We start from the raw sequence: 20,878 nt of genomic DNA, 5'->3' as shown, positions 1-20,878 counted from the left end.
TTTGCGGCTTTGACCTCGTCAAGAAAAGTAGCGAGACGTGGACAAAGGCGGCAGTTGAGATCAAAAATCGTCATGTATTGGGTTACCAAATCCTGAAAACCATCAATAACCCCTTGAAAGGTTGTGCCTTTCAGTTATATTGCTGATCAAGAAATGAGAAAGCCCAGCACGAATGCTGGGCTTGGATACAGAATCTTTACGATTCTTTATTGTAGCAACGGCTCTCACCCCGGATGAACTACAACGGTTAAGACTATAAGGGAGAACAGGCATGACAAGCAAGAACAAAAATCTTGGCCCGCTGACTTTCGGTTTGGACATCGGCATCGCCTCGGTTGGCTGGGCAGTGCTGGGCAGCAACCGCATCATCGACCTTGGTGTGCGGTGCTTCGACAAGGCGGAAACTGCCGATAAAGGCGAATCGCTCAATCTTGCCCGCCGCGAGGCACGATTGCTGCGCCGCCGCCTGCGTCGCCGTGCGTGGCGGCTTACCAAGCTGGCCCGATTGCTCAAACGCGAAGGCGTCATTAGTAATATCAATTTACTCAAGCAATCTCCCAACAAAGGTACGCCCGCCGCACTGCCTTGGCAACTGCGCGTGACAGCCCTTGATCACAAGCTCGAAACCGAGGAATGGGCGCGAGTTCTCTACCACCTGTGCAAGCATCGCGGTTTCCACTGGATGAGCAAGGCCGAGGAGAAGAAAGCCGACGAGGACAAGGAAGGCGGCGCGGTAAAGAAAGGACTTGCGGGCACCAAGAAGCTGATGCTGGAGAAAAACTACCGTACCGCCGCCGAGATGGTGCTGGCCGAATACCCGGAAGCCCAACGCAACAAACGCGGCGATTACAGCAAAGCGCTTTCCCGTACCCTGCTTGCCGAGGAACTGAAAAAGCTGTTCGAGCAGCAACGCAAATTTGGCAATCCGCATGCCGGTGAAAACCTCGAAGCCGCTATCCTCGGCAACGGCAACAAGAAAAGCGGCTTGTTCTGGGCGCAGAAACCCGCGCTATCCGGACAGGACTTGCTCAACATGCTGGGGAAATGCACGTTCGAGAAGAACGAATATCGCGCCCCTAAAGCCAGCTTTACCGCCGAACGCCATGTCTGGCTGACCCGCCTCAACAACCTGCGCATCGTGGTAGATGGCAAAATCCGCCCACTCACCGATATTGAGCGGCGCATTGCTCTGCCCTTGCCGTACAACCAAGCCAGCGACTTCAGCTACAAACAACTCCGCAAGGCGCTGGTCAAGGCAGGCTTGTCTGACGAATTCCGCTTTGTCGGTCTCTCTTACCCGAGTGAGCGTCAAAAATCCGAGGAAAAAGCCAAAGACCCGGAAGACGAAAAACTGGTCAAACTCCCCGGCTGGCAGGAGTTGCGCAAAACGCTGCAAGCGGCCGGGCTAGAAACCGAATGGCAAAAAATCTCCGTCGCCGCGCTGGACGATCAGCCGCAATTGCTGGACGACATCGCCAAGGTGCTTTCCGTTTACAAGGAAGACGAGGAAGTCGAACGCGAGCTTGGCAAACTCGATTTGCCGAACAAGGCAAAGATGGTGGAAGCGCTGCTCACTGTCCGCTTCGACAAATTCAGCAATCTTTCGCTCAAGGCGCTGTACAACATCCTGCCGCACATGGATGCCGGGCTGCGTTACGACGAAGCCTGCATGCAAGCTGGCTACCACCACAGCCAGTTGCATGAGGTCGGCGCGGGCGAGCATAAATATCTGCCGCCATTCTACGCCGGGCGCGATAAGAACGGACGCCTGAAATTCAACGAGGACTTGGACATCCCACGCAACCCGGTCGTGCTGCGCGCGCTGAATCAGGCACGTAAGGTGGTCAATGCGCTCATCAAGGTTTACGGCTCGCCGCATGAGGTGCATATTGAAATGGCGCGGGATTTGTCGAAGCCATTCGATGAACGCAGGGACATCAAAAAAGCCCAAGAAGAATTCCGTGATCGCAACGAAAAAGACCGTGCCACATTCAACACCGAATACAACACGACCGGCGAACTGAAAGGCCGAGATTTTGAAAAATGGCAGCTATACCGCGAGCAGCATGGTAAATGCGCCTATTCTTTGGAACCGCTGGATATCAACCGCCTGTTTGAAATGGGCTATGTCGAAATCGACCACGCCCTGCCCTACTCGCGCAGCTTCGATGACAGCAAGAACAACAGGGTTCTAGTGCTAGCGCGAGAGAACCGCAACAAGGGCAACATGACGCCTTTTGAATATCTGGTCGGCAAGGAAAACAGCGACCGCTGGCGGCAATTCGTGGCCTTTGTCGAATCGAACAAAATTTACCGCCAAGCCAAGCGCAACCGATTGCTCAAGAAGGACTTTGGCGAAGACGAGGCCAAGTCTTTCCGCGACCGCAACCTTAACGACACTCGCTATATCTGCCGATTTTTCAAGAACTACGTCGAGCGCTATCTCAAGCTGTCTGGCGACAGTGAGGCCAAACGTTGTGTCGTGGTGAGCGGCCAATTGACCGCCTTCCTGCGCACCCGCTGGGGGCTGGTCAAAGTCCGTAGCGACAGCGACCGCCACCATGCGTTGGATGCCGCCGTGGTCGCGGCTTGCAGCCATGGCATGGTCAAGCGGCTCTCCGATTATTCCCGCCGCAAGGAACTGGAACAGGTACGCGAAGGCTTCATCGACATGGGAACCGGAGAAATCGTGAATCCCGCCATGCTCGACCAACTGGAACAACACTTCCCCGCGCCGTGGTCGCACTTCCGCGACGAACTGCTGGCGCGGCTTTCCGTAGACAACCCGGCAACCCTGCGTGCCGAAATCGAACAACTCGGCAGCTATCCGCCGGAAGCGCTGGAATCCTTGCATGCCCTGTTTGTCTCACGCGCCCCGCAACGGCGCAACAGCGGCGCAGCGCACAAGGAAACCATCTACGCCCAGCCGGAGCGCCTGAAAACACAAAGCGGCGTTACCCAGAAAGTGGCGGTGGCCGACCTCAAAGCATCGGACGTGGACAAGCTGATAGACCCACATCGCAACGAAAAACTCTATGCCGCCCTGCGTACATGGGCGGAAAAACGCGAGGAGCGGGAGAAGCGCGCCAGAGAAATCGAAAAATCGGCGAAGGAGGCCAAGCGCGAGCTATCAGGTGACGAGAAGGCCGATATTGAGCGCCTGCGCGCCCTGCCCCGCAAACCAGACAAGAACGGCAACCCTACAGGCCCCATCGTGCGTACTGTGACCATGGTGATCAACAAACTTTCCGGCATCCACATTCGCGGCGGCGTTGCCAAGAACGACACGATGCTGCGCGTGGATGTGTTTACCAAGGCAGGCAAGTTCCATCTGGTACCGGTTTATGTGCATCATCGGGTGACGGGGCTGCCGAATCGAGCGATTGTCGCATTCAAGGACGAGGAAGAATGGACGCTGATTGATGACAGTTTTCTGTTCTGCTTCTCGCTGTATCCGAATGATTTGGTGCGAGTGACGTTGAAAAAAGAAGGCCACCTCGGATACTACACAAGCTGTAATCGCTCAACTGGCGCCATTAATATATGGGCACATGACCGAAACCAGAAGATAGGCAAAGCTGGAATGATTGAGAGCATCGGCGTCAAAACTGCACTGAACGTCGAAAGATTCAACGTAGATGTTCTTGGCAACATCTACCCCGCCCCACTGGAGTATCGTCGTGACCTGGCGTAGTATCGTCATCTCACGCCCGGCCAAGCTGCGCCGCGAACATTACTCCCTCGCCATTGAGCAGGATCAGACCGCCTTTGTACCGTTCGAAGATATCGCCGTCATCCTGCTCAACCACCGCGAAATCACGCTCACCCACCCGGTGCTTTCCGCTTGCGGCGAATACGGCATCAGCCTGTTCGCCACCGGCGACACGCATCATCCCAGCGGCGTATTCCTGCCCTACCTGCCGCACTCCCGCGCTACGCGCTGGCTACGGCTGCAACTAGATTTTCCGCGCCCGGTTGCCAAACAAACCTGGGCCGCCATCGTACGGCGCAAGATCGCCAATCAAGCTGAATGCCTGCGCCTGACCGAGCGCGACGGCGCGGATAGGCTGGAATCCTATGAGACGCGAGTACGTTCTGGCGACACTGGCAATCTGGAAGGACAAGCAGCGGCTTTTTATTTCCCGCAACTTTTCGGCAAAGGGTTTCGACGCGACCATGCACGCTTCATCAATGCCGCGCTGGACTATGGCTACGCCGTACTGCGCGGTGCCATCGCCCGCGGGTTGGTAGCGCATGGCTTGCTGCCTGCTTTAGGTATCTTTCACGCCAGCGAACAAAATGCCTTCAACTTGGCTGACGATTTGATCGAACCATTCCGCCCGCTGGTGGATTTGTGCGTAGCGAACATAACGCCATCGCCCGACGCCCCGCAGGAAGTGGCCTTGGGCCATGACGAATTGCAACCCAAAGACAAAGTGACTCTGGTCAACCTACTCAATGTAGATGTCGCCATGCCACGCGGACAAATGTCTGTGTTGTCGGCCATTGAGCAGGCTGTAGAAAGTCTTGCACGGATTTACGATGGGGGTAATGCCGCGTTGTTGGAACTGCCCATTTTGATCGGTTTGGAACAGCACCGTTTAGAGTTTTAACCATGAGCGGGGAGAACAGACGATTCATGCGACTAATGGTTTTGTTTGATCTCCCTGTAGTCACCAAGGCTGAACGCCGGGCTTACACCCTGTTCCGCCGCTTTCTCATCAATGATGGCTATGACATGATCCAGTTCTCGGTGTATGGCCGTCTGCTCAACGGCAACGACGCGCTGGAAAAGCATATGAAACGGCTGGTGGATCACCTGCCACCGGAAGGATCAATTCGCTGCCTGGCCGTCACCGAAAAACAATACGCCAGCATGAAACTGCTGGTCGGCCTGCCGCTTTTTCAGGAAAAAGCCGTCAAATCAGACCAAATGCTGCTGTTCTGACACGATATTTTTCGAGCAAGACGCCCGCCAGATTCGCATCTGGCGGGCGTTTGCGCGAGGTCTATGGTAGCTCATCCGGGGTGAGAGAGGGAGCTACAACTTAGCAGCTTGCCTGTCGGCCATACTACTGATGGTAGCTCATCCGGGGTGAGAGAGGGAGCTACAACACGACAACCATCATTTCACCTCGTTCAATAATGGTAGCTCATCCGGGGTGAGAGAGGGAGCTACAACCCATCGAGATCGCCCGAGCCGTGGTCGATGATGGTAGCTCATCCGGGGTGAGAGAGGGAGCTACAACCTGCAATGGTGCTCATCTGGTGATAAGAGAATGGTAGCTCATCCGGGGTGAGAGAGGGAGCTACAACATAGATATCGCCCTGGATAACGCCGCCTCGATGGTAGCTCATCCGGGGTGAGAGAGGGAGCTACAACATCGCTTCATTTACTACTACAGGCTGCAGGATGGTAGCTCATCCGGGGTGAGAGAGGGAGCTACAACGATAGGGCAAGTTATGAACAGGTATGAATAATGGTAGCTCATCCGGGGTGAGAGAGGGAGCTACAACGCAGGGGCGGGCAACATCGCCAACATGTACATGGTAGCTCATCCGGGGTGAGAGAGGGAGCTACAACTTGGTTGGAGTCAGGGTCAGGGTGGCCTGAATGGTAGCTCATCCGGGGTGAGAGAGGGAGCTACAACGAACTGTCAGCACAACGCATGACACCGCGCATGGTAGCTCATCCGGGGTGAGAGAGGGAGCTACAACCTTTGATGCTTGGGCAAAGCAGTATGGTGAATGGTAGCTCATCCGGGGTGAGAGAGGGAGCTACAACGCATTTCGAGCTTGTAGCTTGGCGATCTCGATGGTAGCTCATCCGGGGTGAGAGAGGGAGCTACAACGCTGGGGCAGGCAGCCCCATAAAGGGGCCACCCTCCCCAGCGTTCTCGCTTCGCGAGGCTAGCAAAACCGATGCGCCCTCTCAAAAGAAATGGGGCCAATCGGCCCCGTTTCTTTCCATCACTGCTTACGCTGCTTTTTTCAACGGCTCTCGCTCCCGTTTACTGACATATAGCATCTCGATCCCCAGCACATTACCGCTCGCGTCATAGTCCAGCATCACGCCGGGGCTGATCTCCGTAGTCTTATCCACTTCGCCGTCCACCAACTCGATATAGAGCGCATCCGCGACTGGATCAAATTCAATTTTCATCATCTTCGCCTATTCAAAAAACACCGTCACCACAGTGACCGGATCAGTTGTCTCATTGTAGATCACCCGCAATACCTTGAATTCCCTTTCCGGGATTCCCTTCAATGCGTGGATCAGCTGCGGATCCTCCGGATCTGGTTTCGTTGTGTCCGGTTCGTCCAGAGCAAGCTGGATCCACTCCGTTAAAACCTTCCGCTTCTGCATCCAGATTGCCACGTTTTGCCCGTTCCTGAAAATAATCCGCCGTCTTGATCGCTGCCAGTTTCTCGGCAATCGCGGTTACAATAAACTGGTTGAGCGAAGTGCCATCATCCCGCGCGGCCCGCTCAACAGATTGCTTGAGTGAAGCCGGCAAACGCAAAGCGTAATTGCTAGTGGTTCCCATCACGTAGCTCCTTTAAAAAATCGCTCGGCTTCATCACCCTAAGATGGAAATTTTCACACTATGGCAAAAGAAAAACGTTAAAGAAGCTTATCCCAACTGATCAATGGGAATTGTAAGCTTTCCGAGGCGGGAGGGGAAACCACAGCAAAATCCGGTTTTGCAAATGAAAAGGGCAGCCGGTTGGGCTGCCCTTTCAACGCAATGCAGGCGAGGCCGCCTGCGCTACGGCTTACTTCACGCGGTTGCGGTATTCGCCGGTACGGGTATCGATTTCGATCTTGTCGCCGGTGGCAACGAACAGCGGCACCGGCAGCTCGAAGCCGGTGGAAATCTTGGCGGGCTTCATCACCTTGCCGGAAGTATCGCCCTTGACGGCGGGTTCGGTGTAGGTCACTTCGCGCACGACCGAGTTCGGCAGGTCGACCGAGATGGCTTTTTCGTTGTAGAACACCATTTCGCAGGCCATGCCGTCGTCGAGGTAGTTGATCGCCTCGCCCATGTTTTCGGCTTCGACCTCGTACTGGTTGAACTCGGCGTCCATGAACACGTACATCGGGTCGGCGAAGTAGGAATAAGTGCATTCCTTCTTGTCCAGCACCACCACTTCAAACTTGTCGTCGGCCTTGTAGATGGACTCGCTGGGCGCGTCGGTCAACAGGTTCTTGAATTTCATCTTGACGACCGCGGAGTTGCGGCCGGATTTGTTGTATTCGGCCTTTTGCACCACCATCGGGTCGTTGCCGATCATGATCACGTTGCCTACGCGGAGTTCCTGTGCAGTTTTCATAATGCGTTCCTAATGCAAAACTAAAGAGGTTGCAAAACCAAAAGTCGAGCATTATATCTTGTTTTTACAGAAATTTACCAGCCTGGCCGCGAGGTCTTGCTGCGCCGCGAGCGCCGCTTTCCAGCCGCGCGCATGGCGCTCCAGTTCCGCCCGCTGCCGCCACCAATCCGGCCAGGCTTCGCCCGTATTCACGCCACTATTCCAGGCCCGCCAGAAACCCCGTAAAGCGCCTGCGGCCGGGGCCGACAGGCCGGCGCAATAAAGCTCGAGAAACGCCTCCAGCTTGGGCTGGTGCGCATCATCCTGCTGCGGGTAGATATGCCAGACGAACGGTTTAGCCGCCCACTGCGCCCGCACGAAGGAGTCTTCGCCGCGCACGAAATTGATGTCGCAAGCCTGCAACAGCCGGTCGTAATCGTCCTGTTCGAGGAAAGGCAGCACATGCACCGCAAGGTTGCCGCGAGTAATGCAATCGCCGGGATGCAGCAGCCCCGGCCCGGCCCAGGCCGATACCTGCGGCAGCAAGCGGCCCTCGGGCAGCAGGCAGGTGATCGGCGTTGCGGAGGCTGCCCATGTGTCCAGCAGCCCGTGCACAGCGGCGTTTTCGTAACCGAACAGCGAGATGCGCACTTCGTCCGGCTGCGGCAAGGAAAAGCCATGCCCGGCCCACCACGCGCCGGCAGCAAAGCCCTGCCCCAGCCCGGCCTCGCGCAGCAGGCCGCCGGTGCCGGGGGCGAATCCGGGAAAGAAAAAATGCTTGGTCAGCGGCAGCGCGGGATGCTTTGACACACCGCCGTGGCAGCCGACGACCCAGCCTTCAGCGCTCAGGTACTCCAGATTGATCCACACCGGCTTGAGGCTCTGCGCCGCCATCGCGGCGACATAGTTCGCCGGCAATTCGCAGGCGAAGGCTTCGATTACCGCTTCTGCCGGCTCTACAGCGGGAAATAATTTATCCCAGCGCCGGATTTCGACGCCGCGGCAAGTCTGCCGGTCAAGCGCCGGCAGCACCTCGGGGCACAGACGCTGCAGGCTGGCGAGATCATCCCCCCACAGCCGCACCGTGAGCTGATATTCGGCCGCCAGCTGGCGCGCCAGCCGCCAGCACACGCCGATGTCGCCGTAATTGTCGATCACGGCGCAGAAAATGTCCCAGGTACGAGGGGCGGTCATAAACGTAGTAAAAGGAATTGGTCAGGAGGGATCTTACTCAAATCCAGGCGATTCAAGAAAACATTCAAGCCTCGGAAATGGTCCGAATTTTATTCGGGCGACGCCCGGTCGCAACAGAGAGAAGTTTATTTCGCCGAGCGTTGCGGCGGCATGCCCTTGGACTTGTTCAGGCTTTCCGTAATGGCCACCACCTTGTCTCCCTGAGAGGCATCCGACACGACCGATGCCGGCCTTGCCGGATGCGCGAGCAGGCTTTCTATGTCGGCGTAGCGGGCGCACGCAATGCCCTTCGACTTCAGGCCCTCCACGATGGCATTGAAGGCTGAATCATTCGACAGAATGGAAAACTGCGCATCCGGATGTTGAGTGGCAAGTTCGCCCAGCTGGAACGCGATGTTGAACTCGATCGCATTGTGGCGCGCACTGTCGACCTGGATATATTCGGCATCGTCGCCGAATGCGTGCAGCGCACGTGCCAGGGCGATAGGAATCATGTTCTGATGGCGGCCCAGGAAAATCTTGATCTTGGTCAGGCACGAACTCTCGCCGATCAGGCCGAGATTGCCAAGCTGGGTGTTCTCGTAATCGACAAACAAATAGTGTGTTTGCATGACCATTCTCCCGGGGGCTGTCGGAGCTTACTGGTATTCTATACAACAAATCAGGCAAGCACTATGTGCGATGGCACACATAGTGCCAGAATCGCCTCAATGGGCTTGATAAGCAACGGCTTTCGGGAATTCCGTTAACCTGCCAAACGCAGTCCTGGAGGTGGATTCGCAGCTGGTCCGGCCTGATCAGAGGTGCCCTTAAGCAGCCTCACGCGCCGCGCTCCGCCAGCCACTGCTCAGTTTCCGGCTGCAGCGTGACGTGGTTGATGCCGTAGCGTTCGTTCAGCATTTCGCGCATCGCCGGCAGCACATGCATCCAGCCCTGCAGATCGTGCAGCACCACATGCGCGGAAAGCGCCACGACGCCGGAGGACAGTGTCCAGAGATGCACGTCGTGGACCGACGCAACCCCATCCATCTGACTCATCGCGCTTTCCACCTCATGCAAGTCGAGATTGAACGGTACACCTTCCATCAGCACATGCAGCACCTCGCGCAACAAGTTGAAGGTGGATGCCAGAATCAGCGCTGAAATCAGCATGGACAAAATCGGGTCGATGCGCGTCCAGCCAGTGAAATAGATCACCGCGCCGGCGGTGATGGCAGCCACCGAACCCAGCAGGTCGCCCATTACGTGCAATAGCGCCGCACGCGAATTGATGTTGGCGTGCCCGTGGTGCAGTTGCCAGGCCACCATGATGTTCACCAGCAGGCCGATAACCGCGATCAGCATCACCTCGCCGCCCGCCACCGGCTGCGGGTGGGTCAGCCGGTGCGTCGCCTCCATCACGATCCCCGCCACCACCGCCAGCATGAGCAGCCCGTTGACCAGCGCGACGATCACCTCGACCCGCGCCAGGCCAAAGGAGTGCTTGTGCGAAGGCGGTCTCAGCGCTATCCAGGAAGCCAGCCAGGCCAGCCCCAGCGAGGCGGAATCGGAAAACATATGCCCGGCATCGCCCAGCAATGCCAGCGACCCGGTCAGCCAGCCGCCGACCGCCTCGACGAAAGCAAAGCCCAGGGTCAACGCGACCGGCCAGAATAAATTCAGGTGCGCGCTGGCGTGATGGCGGTGGGGAAGGTCGTGGGAGTGGATGTCAGATGTCATGAAAACAAAAAATACCGGCTGAAGATACTTCGCAGCCGGCATATTAACCCGGATACCGCATAAATTGTCATCCGCCAGCAGGCGGATTTGCGCGGCATCCGGGGCGACCGATCCGGGTCGTTACTTGGTTTTCTGTTCCTGCATTTGGTCATGTATCTCTTTTCGCTTCTGCATGTGTTCTTTCATCTTTTCGCGCATCATTTCGCGGCCCTTGCGCATTTCATCCTTGTCGATAAAGCCGTCGCCGTTGGCGTCCAGTTTCTTGAACATTTCTTCCATGCGCTTTTCGTGGGCGGCCTTGAATTCATCGTGGCTGACCTTGCCGTCGTGATTGGTGTCCGCCTGCTCCATCATGTTCTCGTGGCCGCCGTCCCTCTCATGCTCCGCCCACGCGACACCTTGCATCGCCAGCAGCAATGCGATCCCTAACAACATGCCAATATGCTTGTTCATACCGATCCCCTCGTGAAAATATGGTGAAAATATGCGAAATGCACCTCATCATAACGCGGCGCAGGCTTCGCCGTTGACCCAACGACTGCTCTATAATCAAACGGTATCCATCCAGGAGCTTGCCATGAACATCCGCCCCATTCTGATCGCAGCGCTGCTTGCAACATCCACATTCGCCCTGGCAGACGAACAGTACGTCGTCATCCATGCCATCGGCGACGAAGGCGTCGGCGCTATCATCGGCACCGTCAAATTGAGCGATACCGCCACCGGACTGGCGTTTGATCCCGATCTCGGCGGCCTTACACCCGGCCTGCACGGCTTTCATGTGCACGAAAAGCCCAACTGTGGCACCGCCGATAAGGACGGCAAGCAAACCGCCGGCCACGCCGCCGGCGGCCATTACGACCCGCACAAGAGCGGCAAGCATGCCGGCCCGCAAGGCGAAGGCCATCAGGGCGACCTGCCAGCGCTGGAAGTCAATGAAAAAGGCGAAGCCGTCAAAGCGCTGCTGGCGCCACACCTTAAGCTTGCCGACATCAAGGGCCGCGCATTGATGATTCATGCCGGCGGGGACAATTACAGCGACGCCCCCAAGCCTCTGGGCGGCGGCGGACCGCGCGTTGCCTGCGGAGTCATAGAATGAGATTTGCGGCCCGCCTGCTATGCGTCATCGGCCTGGCGGCCATGCTGGTCGCCTGCGACCGCCTGACGCTGGAGAACTACGGCAAGATCAAGTCCGGCATGAACTACGACGAAGTGAAAAGCATCCTCGGCTCGCCGACCAAATGCAGCGAAGTGCTGAGCATCAGGAGTTGCGCCTGGGGCGACGACAAGCATCATGTCAACGTGAGCTTCGTCGCCGATCAAGTGGTGCTGACCGCGGCGGAGAATCTGCATTGATTTCTCCCTCCGGCGATGCAACAACCTCGATGTCCAGCAAGCCGGTTATTGCGGATCCAGCGGCGGCGACAGGCCGTTATGGTCCAGCTCTTGCGCCAGCGCCAGCAGGCGGCCTTGGTATTTGCCGGAAGGCATGACGCGGGGCACCTGCAGTTGCAGGTCTTCGGGGTTCATCGCCCCCGGCCGCGCGCCGGCCTTTAACCCACACCGGAGCCTGACGCATCGTTAATAGTGCCGGCGCGCGGCAATGACGCCGGGCACCTCGGGGATCAGCGCAAGCAGGCGGGGCAGCTGATCCATATCCGTCAGTTCGACCGTGAAGCGCATCAGCGCCCGATGGTTCTTGCTGAGGCTGTTCATCCTGGTGACGTTGACCTTTTCCCTGACGAACAGGTCGCCGATATCGCGCAGCAGTCCCTGCCGGTCGTGGCTTTCCACTTCGATCCTGACCGCAAAGTTGGCGCCCTTGCCGCTCGCCCAGCGGGCGCCCAGCATGCGGTCGCGCCGGTTTTCCGCCAGGCGCAGCATGGCCGTGCAGTTTTGGCGATGGATGGTGATCCCCCGGCCGGAGGTGACATAGCCAACGATCGGGTCGGGCGGCACCGGCTGACAGCATTTTGCCACCTTGGTCATCAGGTTGCCCATGCCTTCGACCAGAATACCCGTGGTGGAGGCCTGTTCGGCCGCAGGTTTGGGGGCGACGGGTTTGGGCAGTTCCACGGGGGTGGCCGGCATGGCTTCCTGGACGGCAAGCGCGAGGCGGCGCGGCGCGATGTCGCCGCGTCCGAAAGCCGCCAGAAAGTCTTCGGTTTTGTGGAAGCGCAGTTTCTGGGCGATTTTTTCCTGGTTGACGGTAGCGACGCCCAGCCGATGCAATTCGCGATCCAGCTGCGCCCGGCCATGAGCGACGTTTTCATCGAAGTTCTGGTGGTTGAACCAGTGCCGCACCTTGGCCCGGGCGCGCGCGCTTTGCAGGTATCCCAGCGCCGGATTCAGCCAGTCGCGGCTGGGGGCTCCCTGTTTCGCCGTGAGAATTTCCACGCGCTGCCCGTTCTGCAGCTTGTAACTGAGCGGCACGATGTTGCCGTCCACCTTGGCGCCCCGCGTGCGGTGCCCGAGGTCGGTATGCAACGCATAGGCAAAATCCACCGGGGTCGCCCCTTTGTGCAAATCGATGACCTTGCCCTGCGGTGTGAGCACGTAAACCTGATCCTGGAACAATTCGCTCTTGAACTGCGCCAGCATCTCGCCCCGCTCCGCCACTTCTTCCTTCCACTCCAGGATCTGGCGCAGCCAGGCAATTTTCTCGTCGAACCCGGCGTCGGATTTGCCGCCTTCCTTGTAGCGCCAGTGGGCGGCGACCCCCAGTTCCGAATGCTGGTGCATCTCAAAGGTGCGGATCTGCACTTCTAATGGTAATCCGCGCGGGCCGGCGACGGCGGTATGCAGCGAACGGTAGCTGTTGCTTTTGGGATGCGCGATATAATCGTCGAACTCTTCCGGAATGGGCTGCCACAGGTCGTTCACCAACCCCAGGGCGGCATAGCAGTCCCCGACGTCGTCGACCAGGATGCGCACCGCGCGCACGTCGTAGAGCTGGCTGAAATCCACCCGCTTGCGCTTCATCTTGTTGATGATGCTGTGGATGTGCTTGGGGCGGCCCGTCACTTCGGCCTCAATGCCGGCACCTTGCAGTTCCCGCTTTAACCGGGCGATCACGTCCGCGATGTATTGCTCGCGGTCTATCCTGCGCTCGTCCAGCAGCCGGGCGATTTTCCTGTATAAATCCGGCTCCAGGTAGCGCATGGAAAGGTCTTCCAGCTCCCACTTGATCTGCCATACGCCGAGACGGTTGGCCAGCGGCGCGAAAATACTATGGGTTTCCTGCGCGATGAGCTTCTGCTGCTCGGCGTCGGCGCCCGACAGGCAGCGCAGGGTCTGGGTGCGTTCGGCCAGCTTGATCAGCACTACGCGGATATCTTCCACCATCGCCAGCAGCATCTTGCGCAGGCTTTCCACCTGCTGGACATCGTCGCCTTTTTCCTTCTTTTTCTTGTGCAGGCCGGGCATCTCGCTGAATTGCCGGATTTGCTCCATGCGCGAAATGCCTTCGACCAGGCTCCTGACATTGGGGCCAAAACTTGTTTCCAGCACTTCGCCCCAGTCATCCAGATACTCGGGCACCGCGTGCAGGATGGTGGCGGCGATCGTTTCAGAATCCATGTTCATGCCGACCAGGATCGCAGCCGCTCCCAGCGCGTGCTGCAACAGCGGGGCACCAGTCAGTTCGAGCTTGCCGTCGTAGAGCGGCTCGGCCAGCGCGCAGGCAGAGCGAATCTCGTCGATTTCGGCGGGAGCGTAGAGGTGCGCCACGGCATCGAGCAGGGTCTGGATGCTTTTGCCGTCCTTGCTGGATAAGGCGGTCAGTTTGTGCCGGACGGAAACCATGGGGAATTATTGCATCAATGCGCGTGGGATATAAACAAGAATGGCGGCAATGACAGCGACGATGCGAAACCAGCCGGATGGCTGCGGAATTATTGAATAGACAACGGTTGCGGCTTTAACCGTAACGCGGGGAATCAAGCCTGACGCCAGACTCCATCCCCCGCGCCCAGGCTCAACGCGTCCTGACGATTACTCCGTACAGCATGTCGTACCTCCTTATCGAAAGCACTCAAAACGCCATCGTCTTATGGACTTCGGCCCCCGTAGCGGCTAGCTACGCTCCAGTAAGAACAGACCGTCGCGTAAAAGTTCATCGGGGGCTGCCCGGAGTCAGGCCGCCACTTCGGTAATCGGGATCACTTTTTTGACATACTCCGGCATCTGGTCGAAGTTGAGGTAGCGATAGATATTGCCCGCGTCCCTGGAAAGCTTGTCGCCCACCGTCGCCAGGTATTCCTCCGGCGTCGGCATCCGGCCCAGGCGCGCGCACACCGCGGCCAACTCGGCGGAGCCGAGATAGACGCGGGCGTCCTTGCCCATGCGGTTGTCGAAGTTGCGCGTACTGGTGGAGAACACCGTCGCGCGGTCGGCGACGCGCGCCTGGTTGCCCATGCACAGGCTGCACCCCGGCACTTCGGTTCTGGCGCCGGCGCGGCCGAACACCGCGTAGGCGCCCTCCTCGCGCAGTTCGGCTTCGTCCATGCGCGTCGGCGGCGCGATCCACAGGCGGGTCGGAATCAGGCCGGCGTCTTCCAGGATATTAGCGGCCGCCCGGTAATGGCCGATATTGGTCATGCAGCTGCCGATGAACACTTCGTCTATCCTGTCGCCGACCACTGCCGACAGCGGCTTGATGTCGTCGGGGTCGTTGGGACAGGCCACCAGCGGCTCCTTGATTTCGTTGAGGTCGATCTCGATCACATGCGCGTATTCGGCGTCACGATCCGGCTCCAGCAATTCCGGCGCCGCGAGCCAGGCGTTGATCTTGTCGATGCGCCTGCGCAGCGTGCGGGCGTCCTGATAGCCGCCCTCGATCATGTTCTCCAGCAGCGCGACATTGGAGCGCAAGTACTCGATCACGGGTTCCTTATTCAATCGCACGGTGCAGCCGTTGGCCGATCTTTCAGCAGAAGCGTCGGCAAACTCGAACGCCTGCTCCACCTTGAGGTCGGGCAGCCCTTCGATTTCCAGGATGCGGCCGTTGAACACGTTCTTCTTGCCCTGCTTGCCGACCGTGAGCGCGCCTTGCCGGATCGCAGCAAAGGGGATCGCGTTGACCAGGTCGCGCAGCGTGATGCCGGGCTGCATCTCGCCCTTGAAGCGCACCAGCACCGATTCCGGCATATCCAGCGGCATCGCGCCCATCGCTGCGGCGAAAGCCACCAGGCCGGAGCCGGCGGGGAACGAGATGCCGATGGGGAAGCGCGTGTGCGAATCGCCGCCGGTGCCGACGGTATCCGGTAATAACATCCTATTGAGCCAGGAGTGGATCACGCCGTCGCCGGGGCGCAGGGAGACGCCGCCGCGGCTCGACATGAATTCCGGCAGCGTGTGCTGCAGTTTGATGTCCACCGGCTTGGGGTAGGCCGCGGTGTGGCAGAAGCTTTGCATCACCAGGTCGGCGGAAAAGCCCAGGCAGGCCAGTTCTTTCAACTCGTCGCGCGTCATCGCGCCGGTGGTGTCCTGCGAGCCGACGGTAGTGATCTTGGGCTCGCAATAGGTGCCGGGGCGGATGCCTGTCACGCCGCAGGCGCGGCCCACCATCTTCTGCGCCAGCGTAAAGCCGCGGCCGGTGTCCATGGGCGGCTGCGGCTGGATGAACAGTGTGGACGGCGTCAGGCCCAACGACTCGCGCGCCCTGTTGGTCAACCCGCGACCGATGATCAGCGGAATACGCCCGCCGGCACGCACTTCGTCCGGCATCGTGATCGGCGTCAGTTCGAAAGTGCCGATGGTTTCCCCGGCTGCATTGGTAACCTTACCGGCGAACGGGTGGATGGTGATCACGTCGCCGGTAGCCATTTTCTCCACGTCGCACTGGATCGGCAGCGCGCCGGAATCCTCGGCGGTATTGAAGAAGATCGGCGCGATCTTGCCGCCCAGCACGATGCCGGCGCTGCGTTTGTTGGGGATGTGCGGGATATCCTCGCCCATGTGCCATTGCACCGAGTTGATCGCGGATTTGCGCGAGGAGCCGGTGCCGACGATATCGCCCACGTAAGCCAGCGGCAGGCCCTGCTGCTTGAGCCTGGCGATGGCAGCCAGCCCGTCCGGCATTTTGGACACCAGCATGGCCCTGGCGTGCAGCGGAATATCCGGGCGCGACCAGGCTTCCTGCGCGGGCGACAGGTCGTCGGTATTGGTTTCGCCCGGCACCTTGAACACCACGCACCGGATCGCTTGCGGCAGCGGCGGACGCGAGGTGAACCATTCGGCATCGGCCCAGGATTGCAGCAGCTTCCGCGCCGCCGCATTGCCGGCGCGGGCTTTCTCTTCCACATCGTGGAAGGCGTCGAACATCAGGATGGTGCGCGACAGCGCAGCCACCGCCTCGCTGGCCAAGTCGGTGTCCAGCAGCGACACCAGCGCCGGCACATTGTAGCCGCCCAGCATCGTGCCCAGCAGCTGCGCCGCCTGCCGGCGCGACACCAGCGGAGAGTGCGCGATGCCCCTGGCGACATCGGCCAGGAAAGCCGCCTTGACGTAAGCCGCCTGATCCACGCCTGCGGGAATGCGGTTTTCCAGCAGGTCGAACAGCATGGCCTCTTCTCCGGCAGGCGAGGTTTTCAGCAGGTCAACCAGCTGTGCGGTTTGTTCCGGTGTCAGCGGCAGCGGCGGCAAGCCAAGCGCGGCGCGCTCGGCGACATGGTCTCGATAGGAATTCAGCATGGGTTTAACAAGGCATCGGAAAAAATTTGATTATACCGCCGGGATCAGCGGTTAAATATCGTCGCGTGCGGTGCGGCGGCAAACCGCGTCAGTAAAAGGATCGGCTGAACGGCGAGCCGCAGCTTTTGGTGCCGGCTTTCTCTTCCATCTCGTCCAGCAGCGTTTTTTCATAGTCCTTGCCATGGCGGGCTTCGAGAAAAGCGCGCATTTCGGTCACCGTCACCAGGCCGTCATGATCTGCGTCCAGCGCCCGAATATTCTCCTCCGCGCCGGGTGCCGGCGGTGCAGCATCGGCCACGGCTATGGCCGGCAACAGGCACAAAATCAGCAGCGGAAAAACCGGCTTGGGCATCAGCTCTCGCATTCGAAATTAACGATCCGTTTAGGTATCAGTTTTGCACACAGGCTGTCAACACAAGTATAATTCCGGCTTTAATATCTTTTTACTGGAAATTCCTCAATGAAATCCCTGCTCGCTCTTCTTGCGTCCGCCGTTTTCTCCGTTTCCGCCCTGGCCGAGTTGCCGCCGGGCCACCCGTCGGCCGACGCCGCTGCCGACATGCTGCACCCCGCCAAGGACATTCCCGACAGCCAGCTGCCGCAAAAAGGCAAGGTGCTGAGTTTCATCAACACCGATCAGTACACCTATATCGAAGTGTCGCAGGACAAGACCAAGGAAAGCCTGTGGCTCGCCTCCACCACGGTGGCAGTGAAAAAGGGCAACCAGATCCGCTTCGACGACGGCTTCGTGATGAACAATTTCTACAGCAAGACCTTGAAGCGTACCTTCCCCAAGGTGCTGTTCGTCAGCAAGGTGGTCGTGGTCAAGTAAACCCCGTCAAGATCGCTGCAACAAAAGAAAGCACCCACGGGTGCTTTCTTTTTGCGTCGTACCATCGGAAAGCTCAGCCATACACCGCTCGTGCCGCGCCCACTGCCCTGCCGCACCGGCACTCCCTTCAGTGCGCCCTCCGCAGCAATTTTTAAGACAGCTTCGACAGACGATCCCCTTGTCGCCTGGCTCTACCAGATTGATGAAGCAGGTTTCCACGCCCCGTGCCGTGAAAGGTATCGAATCCGCCAGAAATTTCTATAAGAATTCAGTAAAGATTCTAATGCCCATGTTAGCGACAATAAATCTCAGACCCACGGCCGCCCGGTGTAACCGGCCTGCCGTGGAATCCCGATAGAGCCTTATTGCAAAAAGAATGGCATTGTGAAAAGAAAATTCCGGGTAAGCTTCAACGGGTTCCATATTGACAACGATCATGGCGTTTTTCATGAGGGTAGGAAGCTGACGCTCTATCCCAAGGAGCTGGCGGTGCTGGCCCTGCTGGTACAACGCGCCGACGAGCTGGTGTCCAAGGAAGAATTGATCGAAGTGGTGTGGAATGGAGCGCCCACGTCAGATGAAAGCATCGCGCGTTGCGTCTCGGTCATCAAATCCCGCCTGCGCGAGGCCAGTCCCGGGACGGACGCGCTCATCAAGACCGAGTACGGCCGCGGCTATCGCTTCGTCGGCAAGGTTTCCAGCGGCAAGTCCTGGTTTTGCGAAGAGAGCTTCCTGACGCTGATCGACGCATTTTCCGACTTGATCGCTCTCAAGGACGGCAACGGACGCTGGCTGGTGCTCAACCAAGCGGGGATCGACCTCTACGGCCTCGCAGGCCAGCCCTGGCAATACAAGACCGACACGGAGCTGGCCGCATTGGCATCGCCCGGCAATCTGGAAGGTTTCCGGACCGGCAGCGCCTCCGACGAAATCGCCTGGCAAACCAGACAGCCAAGCTACTCGACGAAAAAGGTGTACGCCCGCGACGGCAGGGTGCGCATCCTTGAGGTCGTCAAATCGCCACTGTTTAATGAAGACGGCAGCCGCAAGTCACTGGTGATCCTGGGGCGTGACGTGACCGGGAAAGCCGCAGCCGGAGAGCACCGCGAGTTCCCGGACGGAACATGCGGCAACGGCCATGAGGCTGTCATGATTACCGATGCCGACAACAATATCCTTTCGGTAAACCGCTTCTTTACCGAAGTCACCGGCTATACGGCCGAAGAAGTCATCGGCAGGAATCCGCGCATTCTGTCGTCAAGCCGCCACTGCAAGAAGTTTTATCAGGCAATGTGGCATCGTCTCAGGACGGAAGGATCCTGGCATGGCCAAATCCGGGCTTGCCGCAAGGACGGCAAAATTTACCCCAAATGGCTCGACATCGGCACGATGCATGACCAGGATGGCAAGCCGACACATTACATCGCCACCTTTTCCGATATCACGCAACGCAAGGCAACAGAAGAACAGCTTGAGTTCATGGCCTACCACGATCCGCTGACCAGGCTGCCCAACCGCCTCCTGCTGCGCGACCGCCTCGAACAGGCCGTTGCCGCCGCAACGCGCGAAGGCACCCTCGTCGCCCTGCTGTTTCTCGACCTTGACCAGTTTAAAAGCGTCAACGACACCTTGGGCCACGAGACCGGCGACCGGTTGCTGCAGGACGTGGCGGAACGGCTCGGCAACTGCGTGAGGGATACCGACACCATCAGCCGGCTCGGCGGCGACGAGTTCGTGATCCTGCTCACCGATTTGCAGAATGTGGATACGATCACGCCTGTGGCGCATAAAATACTCGGCCATCTGGCCAATCCCTTTGCCATCAGGGATCGCGTGCTCAACATCTCGGCCAGCATAGGCATAAGCCTGTACCCGAATGACGGCGCCAACGCCGAAACCCTGCTGAAGCTGGCGGATGCTGCCATGTATCACGCCAAGGATTGCGGGCGCAACACCTACCGTTTCTATACCGAGCGGTTAAATGTCCATGCCCTGGAGCGGACGCAGTTGCAAAACAGCCTGCACCATGCGCTGAAACATCATGAGTTCGTGCTGCATTACCAGCCCCAGTTTGAACTGGCGAGCGGGCAAATGATCGGGGTCGAGGCGCTGATCCGCTGGAACAGCCCGGAGCTTGGCCTGGTTCCGCCCTCGAAGTTCATTTCGGTAGCGGAGGATAGCGGTCTGATCGTATCGATAGGCGAATGGGTGCTGCGCGAGGCATGTCGCCAGAACCGGGCGTGGCAGGATGCCGGGCTTGAGCCGTTCGTGGTCGCGGTCAACCTGTCCGCGTTGCAGTTTCGACGCAGCGGCATCGTCGGAACCGTCGTTAATATCCTGGACGAGTCGGGACTTGAGCCCGCATGGCTGGAACTGGAACTGACCGAGACCCTCCTCATCCATGATATCGAATACGTCCTGGAAATCGTCAAGAAGCTCAAAAAGATCGGCGTCAGGCTATCGATAGACGATTTCGGCACCGGCTATTCCAGCCTGGCCCACCTCAAACGCTTCGCCGTGGACAAGCTCAAGGTGGCCCAGTCTTTCGTGTGCAACCTGACGGCCGACTCCGACGATGCTGCCATTGTCCGCTCCGTCATTCATCTGGGACACAGCCTGAATCTGAAGGTCATTGCCGAGAGCGTAGAAACGCAGGAGCAGGCGGAATACCTGGAGCATCAGGGGTGCGACGAGGTACAGGGCCATTTCTACAGCCGGCCATTGCCGGCGAAAGAAGTCACATGGTTCATACAGAAAGCCGGAAAACCCGGCAAACCGACCGGTTGAGCGTTGAGGCAACTCACTGCGCCTCGACGCGCGGCAGACGAAAATCAGATACAAAAAAGCACCTCTCGGTGCTTTTTCGGTTCGTTTTATGCAAACCCGATCAGCAAAAATCGCGATGCTTGCGCAGATTATCCCAATCATAATCGGCATCATCCATGGCGTACTCCTTTCTACAGCCATCCAGCCTGTTGTCAGGCCTTGACATCGCCTCGCCTTGTGGGCTTGGCCCCCGGGAAATGCTTTTGGCTTCCCCTTGCTTCAAAAGCAAAGACCGCACCATAAGTTCCATCTGTGACATAAGGATGACAGTTTGCATAAATCCCGGACGCGCAAACCCGT

General features: G+C 58.5%; 19 protein-coding genes, 1 pseudogene and 1 CRISPR repeat array. Of the genes and pseudogenes, 7 read left to right on the top strand and 13 right to left on the bottom strand.

Annotated features, from left to right (window positions below; genetic code table 11):
* The first annotated feature begins 271 nt into the window (after window positions 1–271).
* Genes cas9 through cas2 form a run of 3 tightly spaced genes read left to right on the top strand, consistent with a single transcriptional unit; the run spans window position 272 to window position 4,948 of the window.
* Entirely contained in the window at window positions 272–3,694 is a 3,423-nt protein-coding gene (gene cas9 / locus VGK14_RS11885; protein WP_331509305.1) for a type II CRISPR RNA-guided endonuclease Cas9, read from the top strand.
* Window positions 3,681–4,613 (top strand): type II CRISPR-associated endonuclease Cas1, encoded by a 933-nt coding sequence (gene cas1, locus VGK14_RS11880; RefSeq protein ID WP_331509304.1) that lies wholly within the window; start codon window positions 3,681–3,683, stop codon window positions 4,611–4,613. The genes cas9 and cas1 overlap by 14 nt, the downstream gene beginning before the upstream one ends.
* Before the next feature lie 26 nt (window positions 4,614–4,639).
* Entirely contained in the window at window positions 4,640–4,948 is a 309-nt protein-coding gene (cas2, locus tag VGK14_RS11875; RefSeq protein WP_331509303.1) for a CRISPR-associated endonuclease Cas2, read from the top strand.
* Between the two features lie 63 nt (window positions 4,949–5,011).
* Window positions 5,012–5,852: a CRISPR direct-repeat array (repeat unit 37 nt; unit sequence ATGGTAGCTCATCCGGGGTGAGAGAGGGAGCTACAAC).
* A 125-nt stretch (window positions 5,853–5,977) separates the two neighbouring features.
* Here the strand turns inward: cas2 and VGK14_RS11870 are convergent.
* The 8 genes and pseudogenes from VGK14_RS11870 to VGK14_RS11840 all read right to left on the bottom strand — a co-directional run bounded on the left by VGK14_RS11870 (window position 5,978) and on the right by VGK14_RS11840 (window position 10,680).
* The gene (locus VGK14_RS11870) at window positions 5,978–6,166 is read right to left on the bottom strand and encodes a DUF2283 domain-containing protein (RefSeq protein ID WP_331509302.1); all 189 of its coding nucleotides are present in this window, start codon (window positions 6,164–6,166) and stop codon (window positions 5,978–5,980) included.
* 6 nt (window positions 6,167–6,172) lie between these two features.
* The gene (locus VGK14_RS14675) at window positions 6,173–6,367 is read right to left on the bottom strand and encodes a DUF4258 domain-containing protein (RefSeq protein WP_414691720.1); all 195 of its coding nucleotides are present in this window, start codon (window positions 6,365–6,367) and stop codon (window positions 6,173–6,175) included.
* Between the two features lie 61 nt (window positions 6,368–6,428).
* Window positions 6,429–6,548, bottom strand: a pseudogene (locus VGK14_RS14670) (YlcI/YnfO family protein); the annotation flags it as partial.
* Between the two features lie 229 nt (window positions 6,549–6,777).
* Entirely contained in the window at window positions 6,778–7,335 is a 558-nt protein-coding gene (efp, locus tag VGK14_RS11860) for an elongation factor P (protein ID WP_331509300.1), read from the bottom strand.
* Between the two features lie 51 nt (window positions 7,336–7,386).
* Complete coding sequence (gene earP, locus VGK14_RS11855) at window positions 7,387–8,508, bottom strand: elongation factor P maturation arginine rhamnosyltransferase EarP (protein ID WP_331509299.1); 1,122 nt, start codon at window positions 8,506–8,508, stop codon at window positions 7,387–7,389.
* A 125-nt stretch (window positions 8,509–8,633) separates the two neighbouring features.
* The gene (locus VGK14_RS11850; RefSeq protein WP_331509298.1) at window positions 8,634–9,119 is read right to left on the bottom strand and encodes a PIN domain-containing protein; all 486 of its coding nucleotides are present in this window, start codon (window positions 9,117–9,119) and stop codon (window positions 8,634–8,636) included.
* 208 nt (window positions 9,120–9,327) lie between these two features.
* Window positions 9,328–10,227, bottom strand: a complete 900-nt coding sequence (locus tag VGK14_RS11845; RefSeq protein ID WP_331509297.1) for a cation diffusion facilitator family transporter — start codon at window positions 10,225–10,227, stop codon at window positions 9,328–9,330.
* Between the two features lie 120 nt (window positions 10,228–10,347).
* Window positions 10,348–10,680, bottom strand: coding sequence for an EF-hand domain-containing protein (locus VGK14_RS11840; RefSeq protein ID WP_331509296.1), 333 nt, complete (start codon window positions 10,678–10,680; stop codon window positions 10,348–10,350).
* Window positions 10,681–10,804: 124 nt separating this feature from the next.
* On the opposite strand from VGK14_RS11840, the gene sodC reads away from it, so the two are divergent.
* Window positions 10,805–11,326 carry a superoxide dismutase [Cu-Zn] SodC gene (gene sodC, locus VGK14_RS11835; RefSeq protein ID WP_331509295.1) on the top strand — a complete coding sequence of 174 codons (522 nt, stop codon included), beginning with the start codon at window positions 10,805–10,807 and terminating at the stop codon, window positions 11,324–11,326.
* Complete coding sequence (locus VGK14_RS11830) at window positions 11,323–11,583, top strand: hypothetical protein (protein WP_331509294.1); 261 nt, start codon at window positions 11,323–11,325, stop codon at window positions 11,581–11,583. The genes sodC and VGK14_RS11830 overlap by 4 nt, the downstream gene beginning before the upstream one ends.
* Before the next feature lie 45 nt (window positions 11,584–11,628).
* Here VGK14_RS11830 and VGK14_RS11825 read toward each other — a convergent pair whose 3' ends face one another.
* The 4 genes from VGK14_RS11825 to VGK14_RS11810 form a co-directional block, all read right to left on the bottom strand.
* Complete coding sequence (locus VGK14_RS11825) at window positions 11,629–11,757, bottom strand: hypothetical protein (RefSeq protein ID WP_331509293.1); 129 nt, start codon at window positions 11,755–11,757, stop codon at window positions 11,629–11,631.
* A 51-nt stretch (window positions 11,758–11,808) separates the two neighbouring features.
* Window positions 11,809–14,031, bottom strand: coding sequence for a bifunctional (p)ppGpp synthetase/guanosine-3',5'-bis(diphosphate) 3'-pyrophosphohydrolase (locus VGK14_RS11820; protein WP_331509292.1), 2,223 nt, complete (start codon window positions 14,029–14,031; stop codon window positions 11,809–11,811).
* Window positions 14,032–14,361: 330 nt separating this feature from the next.
* Window positions 14,362–16,920 (bottom strand): bifunctional aconitate hydratase 2/2-methylisocitrate dehydratase, encoded by a 2,559-nt coding sequence (acnB, locus tag VGK14_RS11815; protein ID WP_331509291.1) that lies wholly within the window; start codon window positions 16,918–16,920, stop codon window positions 14,362–14,364.
* An 88-nt stretch (window positions 16,921–17,008) separates the two neighbouring features.
* Window positions 17,009–17,272, bottom strand: a complete 264-nt coding sequence (locus VGK14_RS11810; RefSeq protein WP_331509290.1) for a hypothetical protein — start codon at window positions 17,270–17,272, stop codon at window positions 17,009–17,011.
* Between the two features lie 108 nt (window positions 17,273–17,380).
* Here VGK14_RS11810 and VGK14_RS11805 point away from each other — a divergent pair, with 108 nt between their 5' ends.
* Together VGK14_RS11805 and VGK14_RS11800 are read left to right on the top strand one after the other, a co-directional pair.
* Window positions 17,381–17,752, top strand: coding sequence for a hypothetical protein (locus VGK14_RS11805; protein ID WP_331509289.1), 372 nt, complete (start codon window positions 17,381–17,383; stop codon window positions 17,750–17,752).
* A gap of 384 nt (window positions 17,753–18,136) precedes the next feature.
* Entirely contained in the window at window positions 18,137–20,539 is a 2,403-nt protein-coding gene (locus VGK14_RS11800) for an EAL domain-containing protein (RefSeq protein WP_331509288.1), read from the top strand.
* 100 nt (window positions 20,540–20,639) lie between these two features.
* Here the strand turns inward: VGK14_RS11800 and VGK14_RS11795 are convergent, their stop codons facing one another.
* Entirely contained in the window at window positions 20,640–20,855 is a 216-nt protein-coding gene (locus tag VGK14_RS11795; RefSeq protein ID WP_331509287.1) for a hypothetical protein, read from the bottom strand.
* Between the last annotated feature and the right edge of the window lie 23 nt (window positions 20,856–20,878).

It is taken from the genome of Novimethylophilus sp. (genome assembly GCF_036504375.1).
In the GTDB taxonomy this organism is placed as follows: Bacteria; Pseudomonadota; Gammaproteobacteria; order Burkholderiales; family Methylophilaceae; genus Novimethylophilus.
The sequence above is the reverse complement of the archived record's forward strand: the minus strand, read 5'-3'. Positions and strand labels throughout refer to the sequence as shown.